The organism is Phreatobacter sp. GW821-FHT04C01, from assembly GCF_059420385.1.
This window is the reverse complement of record NZ_JBWKTP010000001.1, coordinates 820,384-839,344: the sequence shown is the minus strand read 5'-3', so window position 1 is coordinate 839,344 and position 18,961 is coordinate 820,384. Positions and strand designations below refer to the sequence as shown.

Here is an 18,961-nt window from a genome sequence, read left to right as displayed (position 1 = left end):
GCGTCCCCATGGCCCTGAACGTCTCGGCTTATTCGATCCGCCAGCCGGTCCCGGCGATCGTGCTGTTCGTGGTGCTCTGTTTCCTCGGCTGGATGAGCTTCCTCAACCTGCCGATCACCCGCTTTCCCAATATCGACATTCCCCTGGTCTCGGTGACGGTGACCCAGTCGGGCGCCGCGCCGTCCGAGCTGGAGACCCAGGTCTCCAAGAAGGTCGAGGACGCGGTCGCCAATATCACCGGCGTCAAGAACGTCATGAGCACCCTCACCGACGGCAGCTCGGTGACGATCATCGAGTTCCGCCTGGAGGTGAACACCGACCGGGCGCTCAACGACGTCAAGGACGCCATGTCCAAGATCCGCGCCGATCTGCCGCGCGGCATCGAGGAGCCGATCATCGAGCGGCTCGACATCGAGAACCAGCCGATCATGACGGTGGCGGTGGCCGCGCCCGCCATGACGCTCGAGCAATTGTCCTGGTTCATCGACGACACGGTGAAGCGCGAGCTGCAGGGCCTGAAGGGCATCGGCCGGGTCGCCCGCTACGGCGGCGTCACCCGCGAGATCCGCATCGCGCTGGAGCCGGACCGGCTGATGGCGCTCGGCATCACCGCCGGCGACGTCAACCGCCAGCTGCGCGCCACCAATGTCGATCTCGCCGGCGGCCGCGGCGATGTCGCGGGCCAGGAGCAGTCGATCCGCACGCTTGCCTCCGCCATCAATGTCGACGACCTCGCCAACACCAAGATCGTCCTGCCCGGTGGCCGCGAGGTGCGGCTCTCCGACCTCGGCAAGGTCAGCGACCTCTACGAGGAGCCGCGCGCCTTCACCCGGGTCAATGGCGAGACCCCGACTGTCGCCTTCCAGATCTTCCGCTCGAAAGGCGCCTCCGACGCCCGCGTGGCGGCGCTGGCGCGCGCCCGGATCGACGAGATGCGGGTGTCCAATCCGAACGTCGCCTTCAGCGAGATCGACAATTCGGTGAACTACACCGAGGGCAATTACCACTCGGCCATGGAAATGCTGATGGAGGGCGCCCTGCTCACCGTCATCGTCGTCTTCCTGTTCCTGCGCGATTTCCGCGCCACGCTGATCTCGGCCTTCGCCCTGCCACTCTCCATCATCCCGACCTTCTGGGTCATGGAGATGATGGGCTTCTCGATGAACCTGGTGTCGCTGCTCGCCATCATCCTGGTGACCGGCATCCTGGTCGACGACGCCATCGTCGAGATCGAGAACATCGTCCGGCATATGAAGATGGGCAAATCGCCCTATCGCGCCGCCATGGAAGCCGCCGACGAGATCGGGCTGGCGGTCATCGCCATCTCCTTCACCATTGTCGCGGTCTTCGCGCCCGTGTCGTTCATGGGCGGCATCGCCGGCCAATATTTCAAGCAGTTCGGCCTGGTGGTCGCCGTGGCGGTGCTGTTCTCGCTGCTGGTGGCGCGCCTGGTGACACCCATGCTGGCGGCCTATTTCCTCAAGCCTCACGAGCACAAGGAAGCCAAGGACGGCCGGCTGATGCGCGGCTACCTGCGCTTCCTCAACGGCACCATGCGGTTCCGCTACCTGACGCTGATGGCCGGCATCGCCATTTTCGCGGTCTCGATCTTCTCGATCCGCTTCCTGCCGACCGGCTTCATTCCCTTCCCGGACGAGGCCCGCTTCGTCGTCTCGGTGGAGCTGCCGCCGGGCTCGACCCTGGAGGACACCCGCAACCGCACCGACGAGCTGGCCAAACTGCTGCGCCAGGAGGTGCCGGAGGTTCGTTCCGTGCTGGTGGTCGGCGGCTCCACGCCGACCGGCACGCGCGAAATCCGCCGCGCCTCGGTCATCGTCCGGCTGAGCCACAAGACCGAGCGGAGCCGCACCCAGCGCCAGATCCAGCAGTCGGTGTCCGGGCTGTTCAACCAGATCCCCGACATCCGCGCCTGGTATGTCAACGACAATGGCGAGCGTGAATTGTCGATCATCGTCCGCGGCACCGACGCGGCCAACCTGAACAAGGCCGTCGCCAATCTCGAGACCGAGATGCGGCGCCTGCCGGGCTTCGTCAATGTCGCCGCCGCCGCCGGCCTCGACCGGCCGGAAATCCGCGTCGTGCCGCGCGCCGACGAGGCCGCCCGCTACGGCGTCACCACCGATCAGATCTCGGAGGCCGTGCGCATCGCCACCATCGGCGACGTCGCGGCCAACCTCGCCAAGTTCAACGCCGGCGACCGTCAGATCCCGATCCGGGTCCAGCTCGACACCGCCGCGCGGACCAATCTCGACCTCTTGTCGCAGCTCACCGTCACCACCGCGACCAACCAGCAGGTGCCGTTGACCGCGGTCGCCGACATCACCTTCGGCCAGGGGCCCTCGTCGATCGAGCGCTACAACCGCATGCGCCGGGTCAATATCGGCACCGACCTGACCGGCGGCCTGGAGATCGGCCCCGCCCTCGACATGGTCATGGCGCTGCCGGCGGCGCAGAACCTGCCGGCCGGCGTGTCGTTCCAGCGCGGCGGCGACGCCGAGATCATGGCGGAGGTGTTCCAGGGCTTCGCGCTGGCCATGGGCACCGGCCTCCTGATGGTGCTCGGCGTGCTGGTGCTGCTGTTCCACTCGCTGTTCCAGCCGCTGACCATCCTGATGTCGCTGCCGCTGTCGCTCGGCGGCGTCATCATCGCCCTGCTGCTGACCAAGAACGCCATTTCCATGCCTGTCGTCATCGGCATCCTCATGCTGATGGGCATCGTCACCAAGAACGCCATCATGCTGGTCGACTTCGCGGTCGAACGGGTGCGCGACGGCGTGCCACGCAAGGAGGCCATGCTCGATGCCGGCCGCAAGCGTGCCCGCCCGATCATCATGACGACGCTGGCCATGGCCGTCGGCATGATCCCGCCGGCGATCGGCATGGGCGACGGCGGCGAGTTCCGGGCACCCATGGCCATCGCGGTCATCGGCGGCCTGATCGTCTCGACCGTGCTGAGCCTCGTCTTCGTGCCGTCCTTCTACACGGTCATGGACGATGTCGGCCGCTTCTTCGGCTGGCTGTTCGGCCGCTTCATCGGCCCGGCCGACGAGCCGGGCGAGGGCGACGGCGGGCATGGCCACGGCGCTCCGCCGAGCCCCGCCAACAGCCAGCCGCATGGCCCCATCCGGGTCGCAGCCGAATAGCCGGCTGCCACCTGCCCCCAAGAGTGTTTCCCGGCGTCCTCGCGACCCGGGAAATGCTCGGGCCTGGTGTCCGCGGGTCCGCCCCCGCGGGCACCAGGCTCTTCGTCGCGCCGGGCATTCGCGCCCGGCCGCCACGGGTCGCGGTCAGGAAAACAGGTTTCCGGCGACCTCCACCTCCTCGATGATGAACCGATAGGCCTCGTCGACGCGGGCGATCCGCCGCGTGTCGACATGGGCGACGAGGTGGTAGCTGCGGCGAATGTTCAGGCCCGGCAGGATCGCCGTCAGGCCGGCGACGTCGCGGGCGGCGTAGTGGTGCAGGATGCCGATGCCGACGCCCGCCTTCACCGCTTCGACCTGGGCCGTCACGCTGGCGCATTCGAGCCGCCGCTGCCCGCTGTCGAAGGCCGGCGGATAATAGGTCAGCGCTTCCGAATAATGCAGGTCCTGCACCGAGGTGACCAGCAGGTGGCGTTTCAGGTCATCAGGGGCCGCCGGCAGCGGGTGGCGCGCGAGATAGTCGCGCGCGGCATAAAGCCCGAGCCCGTAATCGGTCAGCTTGCGCACGGTGAGCCGGCCGTCCTTCGGCGGGTCGATGACGATGGCGAGATCCGCCTCGCGTTTCGACAGCGACAGCGTCCGCTGCAGCGGCACCAGCTGAATGGTCAGCCCCGGATGCCGCTCGGCCAGCCGCCCGACCCGCGGCGCCAGGAACAGCCCGCCGAACCCCTCGGGCGCGCCGATGCGCACCGTGCCCGACACCACCCGGTCGACCTGCGAGACGCTCGCCTGCGCGTCCAGCCAGGCGGTCTCCATGCCTTCCGCCGCGCTGAGGAATTTTTCGCCCGCCAGCGTCAGCGTCACGCCCGCCGTCGAGCGCGAGAACAGCTGCGCGCCGAGCGCTTCCTCGAGCAGCGACATGCGCCGCGCCACCGTGGCGTGGTCGAGCGACAAGAGCCGCGCCGCCGACAGGAACTGCCCGGTGCGCGCCACCGCGAGAAATACCCGCACATGATCCCAGTTTGGCGTCATGGCGAAAGCTTACGCCAAAATCCGCACAATGCATGCGCGATCTTCGCGCTTGGTTCTTGCACCATTGCGCTCTAGTTCTGACGGCAACGACCCCAAGGGAGGATCCTCCATGCGCAACTACGGACATTTTATCGGCGGCAAGCATGTCGCAGGTCAGTCGGGCCGCACGGCCGACGTGTTCCAGCCGCTCGACGGCTCGGTCTTCGGCAAGGTCGCGCTGGCGACCAAGGCGGAAGTCCGCGCCGCGGTCGAAAACGCCCAGGCCGCCCAGCCGGCCTGGGCCGCCACCAATCCGCAGCGCCGCGCCCGCGTGCTGATGAAATTTCTCGAGCTCTGCGCCCGCGACAACGACAAGATGGCGGACCTGCTGGCGCGTGAGCATGGGAAAACCATTCCCGATGCCAAGGGCGACATTCAGCGCGGCCTGGAAGTGATCGAGTTTTCGATCGGCGCGCCGCAGATGATGAAGGGCGAATATACCGAAGGCGCCGGCCCGGGCATCGACATCTACTCGATGCGCCAGCCGCTCGGCGTGGTCGCCGGCATCACGCCATTCAACTTCCCGGCCATGATCCCGCTGTGGAAGGCGGGTCCTGCGATCGCCGCCGGCAACGCTTTCATCCTGAAGCCCTCCGAGCGTGACCCGGGCGTGCCTCTGATGCTCGCCGAGCTGTTCATCGAGGCCGGCCTGCCGCCGGGCATTTTCAACGTCGTCAACGGCGACAAGGAATCGGTCGACGCCGTGCTCGACGATCCCGACATCAAGGCGGTCGGCTTCGTCGGCTCGACCTCGATCGCCGAATATGTCTATGCGCGCGGCTGCGCCAACGGCAAGCGCGTGCAGTGCTTCGGCGGCGCCAAGAACCACATGATCATCATGCCCGACGCCGACATGGACCAGGCGGCGGACGCGCTGATCGGCGCCGGCTACGGCTCGGCCGGCGAGCGCTGCATGGCGATCTCGGTGGCCGTGCCGGTCGGCGAGGAAGCCGCCAACCGGCTGATGGAGCGGCTGGTGCCGCGCGTCGAGGGCCTGAAGATCGGCCCCTCGACCTCGGCCGACGCCGATTTCGGCCCGCTCGTCACCAGCCAGGCGCTGGAGCGGGTGAAGGGTTATGTCGATATCGGCATCAAGGAAGGCGCCAAGCTGGTCGTCGACGGCCGCGGCTTCAAGATGCAGGGCTACGAGAACGGCTTCTACATGGGCGGCTGTCTGTTCGACAACGTCACCAAGGAGATGCGCATCTACCAGGAGGAGATCTTCGGGCCGGTGCTCTCGGTGGTGCGTGCCAAGACCTATAACGAGGCGCTCGCGCTGGCCAATGACCACGAATATGGCAATGGCGTCGCGATCTATACCCGCGACGGCGATGCCGCCCGCGACTTCGCCGCCAAGGTCCAGGTCGGCATGGTCGGCGTCAACGTGCCGATCCCGGTGCCGCTGGCCTATTACACCTTCGGCGGCTGGAAGCGCTCGTCCTTCGGCGACCTGAACCAGCACGGCCCGGACGCCTTCCGCTTCTACACCAAGACCAAGACGATCACCTCGCGCTGGCCCTCGGGCATCAAGGACGGCGCCGAGTTCTCGATCCCCACCATGGGTTGACGGCCGCGCGCGGCACGCGATTCCTGACAGGCGAAGGCCGTCGCATCCGCGGCGGCCTTTTGCTTTCGGGCCCGTACGTATCTCTGCGAAGGACGCGACGAAGCGGCTCGCCAGGGCCGCGCCATGCGCTAACGTCCCGCCCCAACCAGAAGAATCACACCGAGCCCGAGGAAACGCCCCATGAAGCGCCGCGCCTTTCTCAAGACCGCCGGCATCGGCAGCGCCGCCGTCGCGGTCGCCAGCCCCGCCATTGCTCAAGGCACCCCGAGCATCACCTGGCGACTGACCTCGAGCTATCCGAAATCGCTTGAAACGCTTTATGGCGCCTGCACCTTCCTGTCCGAACTGGTCTCGGACGCCACCGACGGCGCCTTCAAGATCCAGGTCTTCGCCGCCGGCGAGGTCGTGCCGGCGCTGGCGGTCGCCGACGCGGTCGGCAACGGCACGGTCGAGATGGGCCAGACCGGTTCCTATTTCTATATCGGCAAGGATACCGGCTTCGCCTTCGGCACGGCGATCCCCTGGGGGCCGAACAGCCGCCAGCAGAACGCCTGGCTCTATCGCGGCGGCGGCATCGAACTGCTGAACGAGTTCTACGCCAAATTCGGCCTCTACAACCTGCCGGCCGGCAATACCGGGACGCAAATGGGCGGCTGGTTCCGCAAGGAGATCAAGTCCAGGGCCGATCTCAGCGGGCTGAAGATGCGCATCGGCGGCCTGGGCGGCACGGTGCTGCAGAAGCTCGGCGTCATCCCGCAGCAGCTCGGCGCCGGCGACATCTATCCGGCGCTCGAGCGCGGCGTGCTCGATGCCGCCGAATTCGTCGGGCCCTATGACGACGAGAAGCTCGGCTTCGTGAAGATCGCGCCCTACTATTATTACCCGGCCTTCTGGGAGGGCGGCGCCGAACTCAGCTTCTTCTTCAATCTCGACAAGTGGAAGGCCCTGCCCAAGACCTACCAGACCATCCTGCGGACCGCCGCGGCCATGGCCGGCCACGACATGCAGGCCAAATACGATGTGCTGAACCCGCCGGCGCTGCGCCGCCTGGTCGCCGCCGGCGCGCAATTGCGGCCGCTGCCGAACGACATCCTGCGCGCCAGCTACAAGATCGCCCTCGACCTCTACAAGGAGATGTCGGAGCAGAACCCGGCGTTCAAGAAGATCTACGAACACCAGGCCGCCTTCCACCGCGACAGCCAGGCCTATTGGGCCATTTCCGATTTCTACTACGACTACATGGCGGTCTCGGCCCAGCAACAGCGCTGGGACCGGGACTGATCGGGGCCCTCCCGCCTCCGCCGCCTCGCCGTCATTTCAACCCGGCGAGGCGGATCGCGTCCGCCGCCTTGGCCGCCTCGCTGCGCAGGAAGGCGCCGAACTCGGCCGGCGTCGTGTTGCTCAGCGTCACGCCATGCGGTTCCAGCTTGGCGCGTATCGCGGGATCGTCGAGGGCGGCCCGCACCGCCGCGTTCCACCGGCTGACGATCGGCGCGGGCGTGCCGGCACGCATCACCAGGCCAAACCACGACTTCGAGGTGAAACCCGATATGCCGGCTTCTTCAATCGTCGGCACATCCGGCAGCGAGGCGAGCCGCGTCTCGTTGGCAACCGCGACCGCCCTGAGCGTGCCGGCGGTCACCTGCTCGCGGACATTCTGCAGGTCGCCCAGCATCATCGGCACATGGCCGCCGAGCAGATCCTTCATCGCCGGCGCACTGCCGCCATAGGGCACATGGACGATCTCGACGCCGAGGCGGCGCTTCAGCACCTCGAAGCCGAGGTGGTTGGAGGCGCCGCGGCCGAACGAGGCGAAGCTGGCGGTATCGGCATGGGCCTTGGCCCAGGACGTCAGCTCGGCGAGGCTGCGCACCGGCACCGCGGGATTGACCACCAGGACATGCGGACTGGAGGCGAGCAGCGCCACCGCGGTGAAGTCACGCTCGGAATCATAAGGCGCCTGCTCGGCGAGCATCGGCGAGACCAGGAAACTGTTGGAGATGGCGAGCACGGTATAGCCGTCGGCCGGCGCCGCCGCGACGCTCTGCGAGGCGATCATGGTGCCGCCGCCGGGCTTGTTCTCGATGACAATGGCCGTGCCCCAGGCCTTGGCGGCATGTTCGGCGACGATGCGGGTCACGGCGTCGGTGCCGCCGCCGGCGGCGAACGGCACCACCACCCGGATCGGCCGGCCGGCCGGATAATCCTCCGCCAGCGCCGGTCGCCCGGAGGCGAGCGCCAGCATGCCCGCCATCACCGACCGCCGCGTCGCCACGGGCCCTTCACTCCAGAACCGTTTCGCCATGAACGTCTCCCCCCACCATCGGTTGCTGCCTCTGCGGGGCGGCCTGGTGCGAAGGCTATCAGCCCGGGCCCTGGCCGCCAGCGGCAACCGGGGAACGCAGCCCCATCGCAATCGCATCGCCGGTGCCGCCCGGCCCGCCGTCAGGTCCGCCGGCCGAACAGGCGCGCCCACCACGGCCGCGCGGCCTTCGGCGTCTCCTCGTCACGCACGGCGACGGCAGCCAGGAAGTCGGGATTGACCCCTTGTTCCGCCTCCCGGCGCGCCAGGACCGGGCCGCCCGCGGACGGCAGCGCGGCCAGAACCGCCAGGCCATAGTCGCTCGTCTCGAGGCTCGGCTGAAGCGCACGATAAAGGTCCGTCCCGTCGCCGCGGTCCAACCCTGGCACGACGACGAACCGGTCGATCTCCGCGACGATGAGAGCGGCGAACTCATCGGCGCCGATCATCGCTGCGGCGGCCTCGACCAGCCCATATTCGTCGAGAAGCCCGCCGAACAGCGCCTCTCGGCCGTCCCTCTGCCGGATCAGCGCGAAATAGATGCCGAAACCGATCATGGCGCGGTCCCGCCAGCCGGTGGCGGCGACATAGTCCTTCATGATCACGTCGGTCGAATGCGTCTCGTGTTCGCCGTCACGCAGAGCCAGATAGGTGCGGAAGACGTCATGAGCGGCGGGATCGAGACGAAGCAGCGCCTGCATGGCCGGACCAAGGGCACCCTGGCCTTCCGGCCCCCAGAGTTGCCGGAACAATTGCTTCGCCTCGACCACCGCCGGCTGGGCTCTAAGATAGGCCAGAAGGAGCTGGCGAAGCTCCGCGGCCACATCGACATGGTCGGCGGCCAGCCGCCCGAAAAACCGCGTCTCGGTCAGCGTGCGCCGGCCGACCTTGAACGACAATTCCAGCACGTCGTCCTGGCAGAGATCGCCGAGACGCTCGCCGATGTCGCCGGCCAGCTGCCGAAGCACATCCGCCACGGCGGACGCCGAAAAATCCCTGACGATGACGACATGCGGGCGCGCCGATCGGGCCAGGAAGCGCGTGACCGCGGCCTCCGGCGGATAGGGAGCGGTGTCCGGGCGAAAACCATCCTCCTGCTCCCCGATCAGCCTGAACGGCAGCGGCTCGGTGCACCATGCGCGCTGGATGAAGCTCGAATCGGCAAAGACCCGGACCTCGACCTCTGCCGGATCCGCGACGTCGGCGATGTCCTGCGTGACCGGATAGCTCTTGTCGCGGAACCGGTCGAAACCGAAGGCAGGCGACAGCGATCCATCGAGACCGACGCGTTGGAACCCAATACGGCGTGAATTTCCGACAAATTTGGCCCAGAAGCCGGTTTCATCCGGTTCCCAGACGACATCGCCGACAAAATCGGGCGGCAGTCCGGCACCCGTCCTGATCAGCCGCACGAGCCGTGGCGGCGCGGTCGCCCAGAGCTCCAGTGTCCCCTTATTGCCGTGATAACCCGCGAGAAAGGCCTCCTGGCCGGCCCCGGCGCCATCGAGATCGTCGGCTGCGAACGGCCTGCCGATGTGAGGCGCGAGAGCATGGCCCCCGCTCGGGCTGAACCACTGCCAGGGCATGGCGCCCTCGGGGATCGGCGTGACGCTCACCGACAGATCGGCACCATCGATCCGGAACAGCGCATGCCGCGCGCCGATCTCGCCGACGAAGCCGAGCCGCCCGGCCGTATCCTCGACGATCCGGCCGCGAATCCGCAGGCCGATCAGCTCACCGGCCTCGGCCGGCTCCGCCTCGCGCCCGACAAAACGTCCCGTCGATCGATCCGTCGACAGCCTGATCGCATCGCCCGTGGCGATCGTGCCGAGATCGTCAGCCCTGAGAATGTGAATGCTGTGCGGCGCGTCGAGCGACGAGAAATAGGGCTTCGCATCGTAGAGCACGATGATGCCCGACCGCTCGACCACCAGAATGTTCTCGCCGCCGCGCAGTCGGACGGTGGCCCGCGCGACATCCGCACCGGAGCGATGATCGATGAGGCGGACATCACCCGCCTCGGACAGGCAGACGAACCGGTCCGTGCCGACCGGTGCGGCCCGCCGGACCCGGTGCGCCGGGAAAGGCAGGAACATGCGCCATTCGCCGCGGTCTTCCACGGCCACGACGACATTGAAGCGGCGCTCCGTACCCGTCACGTGAATATGTGGCATCCGGCTCCAGACAACTCTCCCGTCACGACCGAGCTTACCGGCGGGATGCGCCGCCCTCAAACGGGAAACGCGGCCGGGCGCCGGCAAGCGCGAACCGGCAACCCTGCCGGCCCCGCCGCCGCCGCATCGCAGACCAGCCCGAGTCCGGGGATGACGGCGTGACCGCAATCGGCCACCAATAGCCGCCAGGTTCAACCCGCGAGACATCCATGACCATGCGCATCGCCTGTGGCGGCTTCATGCACGAGACCAATACCTTCGTTCCTGAGCCGACCGGCTGGGCGAGCTTCAACCAGGCCGGCGCCTGGCCGGGCTTCACGCGCGGCGACACGATTCCGGCCAAATTCGCGCCGTTCAACATCGCCATTACCGGCTTCATGGATGTGGCGATCGCCGCCGGCCACACGATCGTGCCGCTGTCCTGGTCGTTTGCCCAGCCCTCCGGCCGGGTTGCCGACAGCGTGTTCGAGCGCGCTTCGGCCTATCTCCTCGCCGATATCGCCGACGCGGCCCCCGACGCCGTGTTCCTGGAGCTGCATGGCGCCATGACCACCGAGACCATCGAGGATGCCGAGGGTGAATTGCTGCGCCGGGTGCGCCGGCTGGTCGGACCGGACGTGCCCATCGTCGCCTCGCTCGACCTGCATGCCAATGTGACCCAGCTGATGGTCGACAATGCCAGCTTCATGTCGGCCTATCGCACCTATCCCCATATCGACTGGCTGCAGACCGGCCAGCGCGTCGGCCGCTGGTTCGACACGGTGCGCGCCTGGGGACCCAGGCCGGCCCGCGCCTTCCGCCAGATGCCGTTCCTGATCCCGATCGCCTCGGGCTGCTCGATGATCGAGCCGATGAAAGGCCTCTACGCGCTGCTCGAGGAGATCGAGGCGGAAACCGGCGTGCACCTGTCGCTTTGCCCGGGCTTCCCCTCGGCCGACATCTTCGACATGGGCGCCACCGTCATTGGCTATGGCGCGAACCAGGCCGAGGTCGACGCGGCCGTCGACCGGCTGGCCAAGGCGGTGATCCGCTCGGAGGCAGCCTTCCTCGAACACCTCGCCAAACCGCGCGACGAGGCCCTCGACACCGCCTTTTCCCGCGCCGCCTCGGCGTCGAAACCGGTGATCATCGCCGACACCCAGGACAATCCCGGCGCCGGCGGCTCGTCGATCACCACCGGCTTCCTGAAAGCGCTGATCGCCCGCAAGGCCGAGAACGCGCTCGCCGCCCTGTTCCATGAGCCGGCCATCGCGGCGAAGGCGCATCAGGCCGGCATCGGGCAGACCATCGCCGTCACCTTCGCCGCCCATGGCACGGGCCCGGGCGAGGAGCCGCTATCGGCCTCCGCCGAGGTCATCGCGATTTCCGATGGCCGGTTCACCGGCACCGGCCCGATGGTCGGCGGCCAGCCGATCCATATGGGGCCGTCCGCCTGGCTCCGGATCGGTGGCATCGACGTGGTGGTCGGCACGGTGCGCCAGCAGCCGCATTGCATCGCGGTCTGCACCCATCTCGGCGTCGACATTACCGGCTACAAGGTGGTCGTGCTGAAGAGCTCGGTGCATTTCCGCGGCGACTGGCAGCCCTATGCCGACAGCGTGGTGGTCGGCGCCTCGCCCGGCGCGGCCCTCGACGATACCGGCGTCATTCCGTTCGAGCATCTGCGCCCGAACGTCCGCCGCCGGCCCATGTCCAATAGGTAACATGTCAAACGCGTAACCGGTCCAATGCCTGACCGACCGACGCGGGAGCCGCGCCGGTCGCGGTGTCAGCGCTTGTGCTGGATCGCCGCGTCGAGGCCGCGCAGCAGCGGCAGGATGACATCGATGGTCGGCGTCGCGACGCCGGCCTCGCGGCCGAAGGCCTGGACCTGGCCGACAATGGCCTCGACCTCCATTGGCCGGCCTGCTTCGACATCCTGCAGCATGGATGAGCGGCCGCCGGCGCGCCCGGCAGGCGGATTGACGATCGTCGCGGCATCGACACTGTCGCCGAAATCCCAGCCGAGCGCCCGGGCAACCTCGACCGTCTCGTTGATCAGGCCGCGCCCGACCTCGCCGATGCCGGGCGCCGTCGACCATTCGGCGGTCGGCACGCGGGTGATCGCCGACAGGGGATTGCCGGCGACGTTGCGGAACAGCTTTTCCCACATGTCGCGGCGGATATCCTCGGAGACCGGCGCGTTCAGGCCGGCCGCCTCGAACAATTCGGCCGCAGCCTCCGCCCGCGGCGAACGATCGCCGGTCGGTTCGCCGATAATCCACTTGTTGGCGCCGTAATGGGTGACGACGCCCGGTTCCTTCAAGGCGTTGGAGGAATAGACCACGCCGCCCAGCACGCAGTCCGGCCCGAGCTCGCGCCACAGCAGGCCGCCTGGATCGAGCAGCGCCAGCGAGCCACCGTCGTCGATGCCGTAACGCCACCACCAGGGAATGCCGTTGTTGAAGAACAGGGCGGCGGCACTCGGCGCCAGCAGCCGGCGCAGGGGCTTGGCCACCGACGGCAGCGACGGCGCCTTCAGCGACAGCACGACCAGGTCCTGCGGCGGCAGTTCGGCGGGATCGTCGGTCGCGGCGAAAGGCTTGCCGCCGATGACTTTGCCCTCGGTTTCCAGGAACAGGCCGTTGTCGCGGACCGCGGCGAGATGCGCCCCGCGCGCCACCACCGAAACCTCGGCATCGCCCTTGGCGATCAAACGCGCCGCGAGATGGCCGCCGACGGCGCCGGCCCCATAGACACAGACTTTCATGTGAAGCTCTCCCGGCGGCCCTGCCGCGCGATCAGATAACGTTCAATTCCAGCACCGGTTCACCGCGGATGATGCGGTCGTAACCGAACACCGACAGATCCAGCGACCGGTAGCCGCCAAACATGATCTGTTCCGCGACGGCGCGGCCGGCGGCGGGCGCCTGCTGCAATCCGTGACCGGAGAAGCCGTTGATGAACTGCAGATTGCCGATTTCCGGATGCGGCCCGAGGATCGCGTTGTGGTCGAGCGTGTTGAAATCGTAATGCCCCGCCCAGGCGCGGATCAGGCGCAATTCTTCGAGCGCCGGGATGCGGGTTGCCCAGGCCGGCCAGACATAGGTTTCGAACTGGTCATGATCCGGTTCGAAATCACCGTAAGCCGCCGGATCCGGATCGTTTTCGCCCGGTCCCCAGCCACCGATGATCAGGTCGCGCTCGGGCCGCATCCAGACCCCCGAGGGGTCGACGATCAGCGGCATGTTGGCGAAGGACGCCGGGCATTTCGCCACGAACACCGTGCGCTTGCGCGGCTCGACCGGCAGCGCGATGCCGGCGTCTTGCGCAAGCCGCCCGGCCCAGGCGCCGGCAGCGAGCACGCAGGTGCCGCAGGTCACCCGTTCGCCGTCGGAAAGCGTCACCCCGGTGATCCGGCTGCCGTCACGCACGAGGCTCTTGACCTCGGCCTTCTGATAGACGGCGCCGGCCTCGCGCGCCGCCTTGCGGAACAGGTCGAGCAGCATGGCGGCGTCGAACCAGCCTTCGCCGGTCCGCCCCCAGGCGCCGGCCGCCAATTCGTCGGTGCTGAGCCACGGAAAGCGCTGTTTCAGCTCCTCCGGCGACAAGAGCAGGATGTCGGCGCCTTCCGCGCTCTGCGTCCGCCAATTGGCTTCGAGCACGCCGCGGCCGGTCTCGCTCGCCAGGATCAGATAACCGCCTTCGTGAAAGCCGATATCGGCATCCGGGCTGAAACGCTGCTTCAGGCCGCGGATGATCTCGATGCCGAACCGGCTCATCCGGATGTTTTCCGGCGTCGAGAACTGCTGGCGGATCGAGGCGGCCGACAGCGTGGTCGACGACTGGGCATAGCTCGGGTCGCGTTCGACGACCCGCACCGTGCCGGCGAAGCCCAGCTCTTTCTTGAGGAAGTAGGCGGCACAGGATCCCATGATCCCGCCGCCGACGATCAGAACATCCGTATCAGTCACGCGCCGCACAACCCTGAAGCAGAAGAGCAAAATCAATCTAAGCGAAAGGACGATGGCACGGCCGCCGCTAGGCGGCTAGCCTTGGGCCAGTCGCCCAGCGCATAGCGCCTTTTCGGACCGCCCGCCAATTCCCGGATCGCCCAACATGTCGAACCGCCCTCGCCGCTCCGTTCTCTACATGCCGGGCTCCAATGCCCGCGCGCTCGACAAGGCCCGCACCTTGCCGGCCGACGTGGTCATCCTCGACCTCGAGGACGCGGTGGCCCCCGACGCCAAGACGACCGCGCGGGAACAGGTCGCAGCGGCAGTGACGGCCGGCGGCTTCGGCCATCGCGAGGTCGTGGTGCGCCTCAATGGCCTGGAAACCCCCTGGGGCCAGGCCGATCTCGCGGCGATCGCCGCGACCGGGCCGGACGTCATCCTCATCCCGAAGGTCAATACCGGCGACGACCTGGTCGCCGCCGGCCGGGCGCTGGCCAAGGCCGGCGCGCCGACACGCACGCGGGTCTGGGCGATGATGGAAACGCCGCTCGCCATGCTGAATGCCGGGGCCATCGCCGCGGCCGCCCGCGAGCCATCGACCAGGCTTTCCGGCTTCGTTATGGGCACCAATGACCTCGCCAAGGAAACCGGCGCCCGCCTGGTGCCCGGCCGCGCGCCGATGAATTCCTGGCTGATGACCTGCCTTGCCGCCGCCCGCGCCCACGGCCTTGTTATCGTCGACGGCGTCTGGAACGAGATTGCCGACGAAGCCGGCTTCGTCAGGGAATGCGCAGAGGCCCGCGACATGGGTTTCGACGGCAAGACCCTGATCCATCCGAACCAGATCGCCGGCTGCAACCAGGCCTTCTCGCCCGGCGAAGCCGAGGTCGCCTGGGCGCGCAAGATCATCGCTGCCTTCGAGCAACCGGAGAACGCCGCCAAGGGCGCGCTGCAGGTCGAAGGCCGCATGGTCGAGCGCCTTCATGCCGACATGGCGCGTCGCCTGGTCGCCATTGCCGAAGCCATCGCCGCCCGCGAGATGCCGACGGCCTAGGTACCGGCATGGGTAGCGTTCCTCGAAAACGCGCGCCGGAACCACTGTTCTTCACCTCTCCCCGGCGGGGAGAGGTCGACTGCGAGCGCAGCGAGCGGTCGGGAGAGGGGGCGAGGCGCTCGCCGAGTGAGCACCATGCGAAACGCGCAAAGCTTGTTCGGAAAGACCTACTCCCCCTCTCCCGGCCTTCGGCCGACCTCTCCCCGCCGGGGAGAGGTAAGGAGTGGTGGTTCCGGCGCGAAATTTCGAAGCGTGACCCATTCGGGCGCGTCCGAAGGATGTGTGCCGACGTCAGCCGGCCGGGAGGGGGCGACGCGCCAATCGAGCGGCCACCATGCGAAACGCCTAAAACCTTGTTCTGAATGCGTAATTCCCCCTCTCCCAGTGCCGGCTTGCCGACCTTCCCTGGCAGGGAGAGGTGAGGCGATACCCCCGCGGCGACTTCGACGTCCATGCGACGCGCGCGTGCCGCGGCCTTTGGCCGACCCGACCGCCGAGGACCTCGCCCCGCACATCTGGCATCAGCTGATTAGCCGGCCTGCCCCGTTGCCCTCTCCGGCACTTCGTGACACAGGGGTATCGAAACGGGGACCACCATGGGCGCGACGACCGCCGAGATCGACACGACAGGCCTGCGCGCCGCGCTCGGCGCGCGCTCGATCGTGCTCGTCGGCCTGATGGGCGCCGGCAAGACCTCGATCGGCCGCCGGCTCGCCCAGCGCATTGGCCTGCCCTTCATCGATGCCGACCACGAGATCGAGAAGGCCCATGTCATGTCGATCCCGGAAATCTTCGAAAAGCATGGCGAGGCCTATTTCCGCGCCGGCGAGGTGCGTGTCGTCGCGCGCATCCTGAAGGACGGCCCGCAAGTGCTCGCCACCGGCGGCGGTGCCTTCATGAACCCCGAAACCCGCGCCAATATTCGCGCCCACGGCATTTCGCTCTGGCTCAAGGCCGATCTCGACGTGCTGATGCGCCGGGTCCGGCGGCGCAGCGACCGTCCGCTGCTGAAACAGGCCGATCCGGAGGCGGTGCTGCGCCGCCTGATGGAAGAACGCTACCCGGTCTATGCCGAAGCCGACCTCGCCATCGTCTCGCGCGAGGCCTCGCACGAAGAGATCGTCGAAGAGGCGGTCGGCGTGCTGGTCGACCGGCTGCTGGCGCCTAAGGAGTTGAAGCAGCCGTGAGCGCCACATCCGAGCCCGATAGCGTCACCAGCGTCCCGGTCGCGCTGGGCGAACGCTCCTATGACATCCTGATCGGCTCCGGCCTGATCGCCGGCGCTGGCGCGACCATTGCCGCGCGTTTTCCCGGCCGCGCGGTCGCCATCGTGACCGACGAGACGGTCGGGGCCTTGCATGCACCGGCGCTCGAACGGAGCCTCGATAAGGCCGGCATCCGCCATGTCCGGATCAGCGTTCCGCCGGGCGAGGCGACCAAGCGCTTCGCCATGCTCGAACAGGTGGTCGATCAATTGCTCGCCGCCCGCATGGAGCGCGGCGACCTGGTCGTGGCGCTCGGCGGCGGCGTGGTCGGCGACCTCGCCGGCTTTGCCGCGGCCATCGTCCGGCGCGGCATGGGTTTCGTGCAGATGCCGACCAGCCTGCTCGCCCAGGTCGATTCCTCGGTCGGCGGCAAGACCGGCATCAATTCGCGCCACGGCAAGAACCTGATCGGCGCCTTCTACCAGCCCGGCCTGGTGCTGGCCGATACCGACGTGCTCGACACCTTGTCGACCCGCGAGTTCCGCGCCGGTTATGCCGAGGTCGCCAAATACGGCCTGATCGACGACCCCGGCTTCTTCGGCTGGCTCGAGGCCAATTGGCGCGGCGTGTTCCAGGGCGGCCGCGACCGGGTCCAGGCGATCGCCACCTCCTGCCGGGCCAAGGCCGCCGTGGTCGCCCGCGACGAAACCGAGACCGGCGACCGCGCCTTGCTCAATCTCGGCCATACCTTCGGCCATGCGCTGGAGGCGGCCACCCAGTATGACGGCACCCGCCTCGTCCATGGCGAGGGCGTCGCCATCGGCATGGCGCAGGCCTATCGCTTCTCGGCCAGCCTCGGCCTTTGCGCCGCCGATGACGCCGAGCGCATGCGATCGCATCTGACCGCCGTTGGATTGCCCAGCGAACTCGCCCATATTCCCGGAGGCGTCGGCGATGTCGACCGGCTGATGGCCGCGATCCAGCAGGACAAGAAGGTCACGCGCGGTGCGCTCACCTTCATCCTGACGCGCGGCATCGGACGGAGCTTCATCGCCAGGGACGTCGACCCGACGGCCGTGCGCTCGTTCCTCGTGGAAGAGCTCGCGCGCCGCTAGCGGCAGCCGGATGAGGGATCGGCGGCACGCGGGGCAATGAGGTTAGCCGCCTCCCCGGCGGCCGAGGAGATCATGGACCACATCATCATCAACCCGTGGCTGGCGCTGGCGATCATCGTGGTCAGCCTCATGCTCTCGGCCTTCTTTTCGGCGGGCGAGACGGCCATGTCCGCCACCTCCAAGGCGCGCATGCTGGCGCTGGAGACCTCCGGCGATGCCCGGGCGGGAATCGTCAACCGCATGCTCGAGGTGCGCGAACGGCTGATCGGCGCCATGCTGGTCGGCAACAACGTGGTCAATATCGGCGTCTCCTCCTTCACCACCAGCCTGATGGTCGGCTTCTTCGGCGCCGAGGGCGTGATCTACGCGACCGCCATCATGTCGGTGGTGATCATTGTCTTCGCCGAGGTCATGCCGAAGACGGTGGCGATCGTGCGCCCCGAGCAGGTATCGCTGGCCATTGCCCGGCCGGTCTCCTGGGTGGTCGCCGTGCTCGGCCCGGTGCTTTTGGCGATCGAGGCGATCGTGCGTGGCGTGCTGCGCCTGTTCGGCCTGAAGATCAAGCAGAACCAGAGCGTCCTGTCGGGTGCCGAGGAGCTGCGCGGCACGGTCGACCTGATGCACAAGGAAGGTTCGTTCGAGAAGCTCGACCGCGACATGGTCGGCGGCATTCTCGACCTGAAGGACCTGTCGGTCTCCGACGTCATGGTCCACCGCACCAAGATGGTGACGATCGACGCGGGCGACGCCCCCGACAAGGTGGTGCGCGACGTGCTCGCCGCGCCCTATACCCGCATTCCCTTGTGGCGCGACACGCCGGAGAACATCATCGGCGTGCTGCACGGCAAGGATCTGCTGCGCGCCATGGCGGCGGCCAATGGCGACGTCAGCAAGATCGACCTGACCAGCCTGGCGCTGCCGGCCTGGTTCGTGCCCGACTCGACCAGCCTGCAGGACCAGCTGAAGGCCTTCCTGCGGCGCAAGACCCATTTCGCCCTGGTCGTCGACGAATATGGCGAGGTGATGGGCCTGGTGACCCTCGAGGACATCATCGAGGAGATCGTCGGCGACATCAAAGACGAACACGACGTTCAGGTCATCGGCGTCAGGCCGCAGGCCGACGGCTCGGTCAATGTCGACGGCAGCGTGCCGATCCGCGATCTCAACCGCGCCATGGACTGGCGCCTGCCGGACGAGGAAGCCACCACCATTGCCGGGTTGGTCATCCACGAGGCACGCTCGATCCCCGAGACCGGCCAGACCTTCACCTTCCACGGCTTCCGTTTCCACGTGCTGCGCAAGCAGCGCAACCGCATCACCGCCTTGAAGATCACGCCACTGGAGCGGCAAGGCTGAACCGGCCGGAACCGCGAC

13 protein-coding genes are annotated in these 18,961 nt (G+C 67.8%); 8 read left to right on the top strand and 5 right to left on the bottom strand.

Going from position 1 to position 18,961, the window contains the following annotated elements; genetic code table 11:
- Positions 1 to 8 precede the first annotated feature (8 nt).
- The gene (locus AC07WJ_RS03930) at positions 9 to 3,164 is read left to right on the top strand and encodes an efflux RND transporter permease subunit (RefSeq protein WP_494933210.1); all 3,156 of its coding nucleotides are present in this window, start codon (positions 9 to 11) and stop codon (positions 3,162 to 3,164) included.
- Between the two features lie 144 nt (positions 3,165 to 3,308).
- Here the strand turns inward: AC07WJ_RS03930 and AC07WJ_RS03925 are convergent, their stop codons facing one another.
- A complete protein-coding gene (locus tag AC07WJ_RS03925) occupies positions 3,309 to 4,196 on the bottom strand; it encodes a LysR family transcriptional regulator (protein ID WP_494933209.1) in 888 nt (295 codons plus the stop codon).
- Positions 4,197 to 4,305: 109 nt separating this feature from the next.
- On the opposite strand from AC07WJ_RS03925, the gene AC07WJ_RS03920 reads away from it, so the two are divergent.
- Positions 4,306 to 5,802, top strand: coding sequence for a CoA-acylating methylmalonate-semialdehyde dehydrogenase (locus tag AC07WJ_RS03920; RefSeq protein ID WP_494933208.1), 1,497 nt, complete (start codon positions 4,306 to 4,308; stop codon positions 5,800 to 5,802).
- A gap of 180 nt (positions 5,803 to 5,982) precedes the next feature.
- Positions 5,983 to 7,083: a TRAP transporter substrate-binding protein gene (locus AC07WJ_RS03915; protein WP_494933207.1), complete on the top strand. Its 1,101-nt coding sequence runs from the start codon at positions 5,983 to 5,985 to the stop codon at positions 7,081 to 7,083.
- 31 nt (positions 7,084 to 7,114) lie between these two features.
- Here AC07WJ_RS03915 and AC07WJ_RS03910 read toward each other — a convergent pair whose 3' ends face one another.
- Positions 7,115 to 8,107: a Bug family tripartite tricarboxylate transporter substrate binding protein gene (locus tag AC07WJ_RS03910; RefSeq protein ID WP_494933206.1), complete on the bottom strand. Its 993-nt coding sequence runs from the start codon at positions 8,105 to 8,107 to the stop codon at positions 7,115 to 7,117.
- A 140-nt stretch (positions 8,108 to 8,247) separates the two neighbouring features.
- Complete coding sequence (locus AC07WJ_RS03905) at positions 8,248 to 10,278, bottom strand: hypothetical protein (protein WP_494933205.1); 2,031 nt, start codon at positions 10,276 to 10,278, stop codon at positions 8,248 to 8,250.
- Positions 10,279 to 10,487: 209 nt separating this feature from the next.
- Here AC07WJ_RS03905 and AC07WJ_RS03900 point away from each other — a divergent pair, with 209 nt between their 5' ends.
- Positions 10,488 to 11,981, top strand: coding sequence for a M81 family metallopeptidase (locus AC07WJ_RS03900; protein WP_494933204.1), 1,494 nt, complete (start codon positions 10,488 to 10,490; stop codon positions 11,979 to 11,981).
- Between the two features lie 65 nt (positions 11,982 to 12,046).
- Here AC07WJ_RS03900 and AC07WJ_RS03895 read toward each other — a convergent pair whose 3' ends face one another.
- On the bottom strand, positions 12,047 to 13,027 hold the full coding sequence (locus AC07WJ_RS03895) for a ketopantoate reductase family protein (protein WP_494933203.1): 981 nt from the start codon (positions 13,025 to 13,027) through the stop codon (positions 12,047 to 12,049).
- Positions 13,028 to 13,058: 31 nt separating this feature from the next.
- Entirely contained in the window at positions 13,059 to 14,231 is a 1,173-nt protein-coding gene (locus AC07WJ_RS03890; RefSeq protein ID WP_494933202.1) for an NAD(P)/FAD-dependent oxidoreductase, read from the bottom strand.
- Between the two features lie 145 nt (positions 14,232 to 14,376).
- Between AC07WJ_RS03890 and AC07WJ_RS03885 the strand changes: the two genes are divergently transcribed.
- The 4 genes from AC07WJ_RS03885 (at position 14,377) to AC07WJ_RS03870 (ending at position 18,943) form a co-directional block, all read left to right on the top strand.
- Complete coding sequence (locus AC07WJ_RS03885; protein WP_494933201.1) at positions 14,377 to 15,267, top strand: HpcH/HpaI aldolase/citrate lyase family protein; 891 nt, start codon at positions 14,377 to 14,379, stop codon at positions 15,265 to 15,267.
- Between the two features lie 596 nt (positions 15,268 to 15,863).
- Entirely contained in the window at positions 15,864 to 16,454 is a 591-nt protein-coding gene (locus AC07WJ_RS03880) for a shikimate kinase (protein WP_494933200.1), read from the top strand.
- Positions 16,451 to 17,587: a 3-dehydroquinate synthase gene (gene aroB, locus AC07WJ_RS03875; RefSeq protein ID WP_494933199.1), complete on the top strand. Its 1,137-nt coding sequence runs from the start codon at positions 16,451 to 16,453 to the stop codon at positions 17,585 to 17,587. The genes AC07WJ_RS03880 and aroB overlap by 4 nt, the downstream gene beginning before the upstream one ends.
- A gap of 72 nt (positions 17,588 to 17,659) precedes the next feature.
- Complete coding sequence (locus tag AC07WJ_RS03870) at positions 17,660 to 18,943, top strand: HlyC/CorC family transporter (RefSeq protein ID WP_494933198.1); 1,284 nt, start codon at positions 17,660 to 17,662, stop codon at positions 18,941 to 18,943.
- Positions 18,944 to 18,961 lie beyond the last annotated feature (18 nt).

Excerpts from the sequence above, each read along its gene's own strand:
- AC07WJ_RS03910 (WP_494933206.1), bottom strand. The coding sequence starts at position 8,107 with ATGGCGAAACGGTTCTGGAGTGAAGGGCCCGTGGCGACGCGGCGGTCG.
- AC07WJ_RS03925 (WP_494933209.1), bottom strand. The coding sequence starts at position 4,196 with ATGACGCCAAACTGGGATCATGTGCGGGTATTTCTCGCGGTGGCGCGC.
- AC07WJ_RS03880 (WP_494933200.1), top strand. The coding sequence starts at position 15,864 with ATGGGCGCGACGACCGCCGAGATCGACACGACAGGCCTGCGCGCCGCG.
- AC07WJ_RS03885 (WP_494933201.1), top strand. The coding sequence starts at position 14,377 with ATGTCGAACCGCCCTCGCCGCTCCGTTCTCTACATGCCGGGCTCCAAT.
- AC07WJ_RS03920 (WP_494933208.1), top strand. The coding sequence starts at position 4,306 with ATGCGCAACTACGGACATTTTATCGGCGGCAAGCATGTCGCAGGTCAG.
- AC07WJ_RS03905 (WP_494933205.1), bottom strand. The coding sequence starts at position 10,278 with ATGCCACATATTCACGTGACGGGTACGGAGCGCCGCTTCAATGTCGTC.
- AC07WJ_RS03870 (WP_494933198.1), top strand. The coding sequence starts at position 17,660 with ATGGACCACATCATCATCAACCCGTGGCTGGCGCTGGCGATCATCGTG.
- AC07WJ_RS03900 (WP_494933204.1), top strand. The coding sequence starts at position 10,488 with ATGACCATGCGCATCGCCTGTGGCGGCTTCATGCACGAGACCAATACC.
- AC07WJ_RS03930 (WP_494933210.1), top strand. The coding sequence starts at position 9 with ATGGCCCTGAACGTCTCGGCTTATTCGATCCGCCAGCCGGTCCCGGCG.
- AC07WJ_RS03895 (WP_494933203.1), bottom strand. The coding sequence starts at position 13,027 with ATGAAAGTCTGTGTCTATGGGGCCGGCGCCGTCGGCGGCCATCTCGCG.
- AC07WJ_RS03915 (WP_494933207.1), top strand. The coding sequence starts at position 5,983 with ATGAAGCGCCGCGCCTTTCTCAAGACCGCCGGCATCGGCAGCGCCGCC.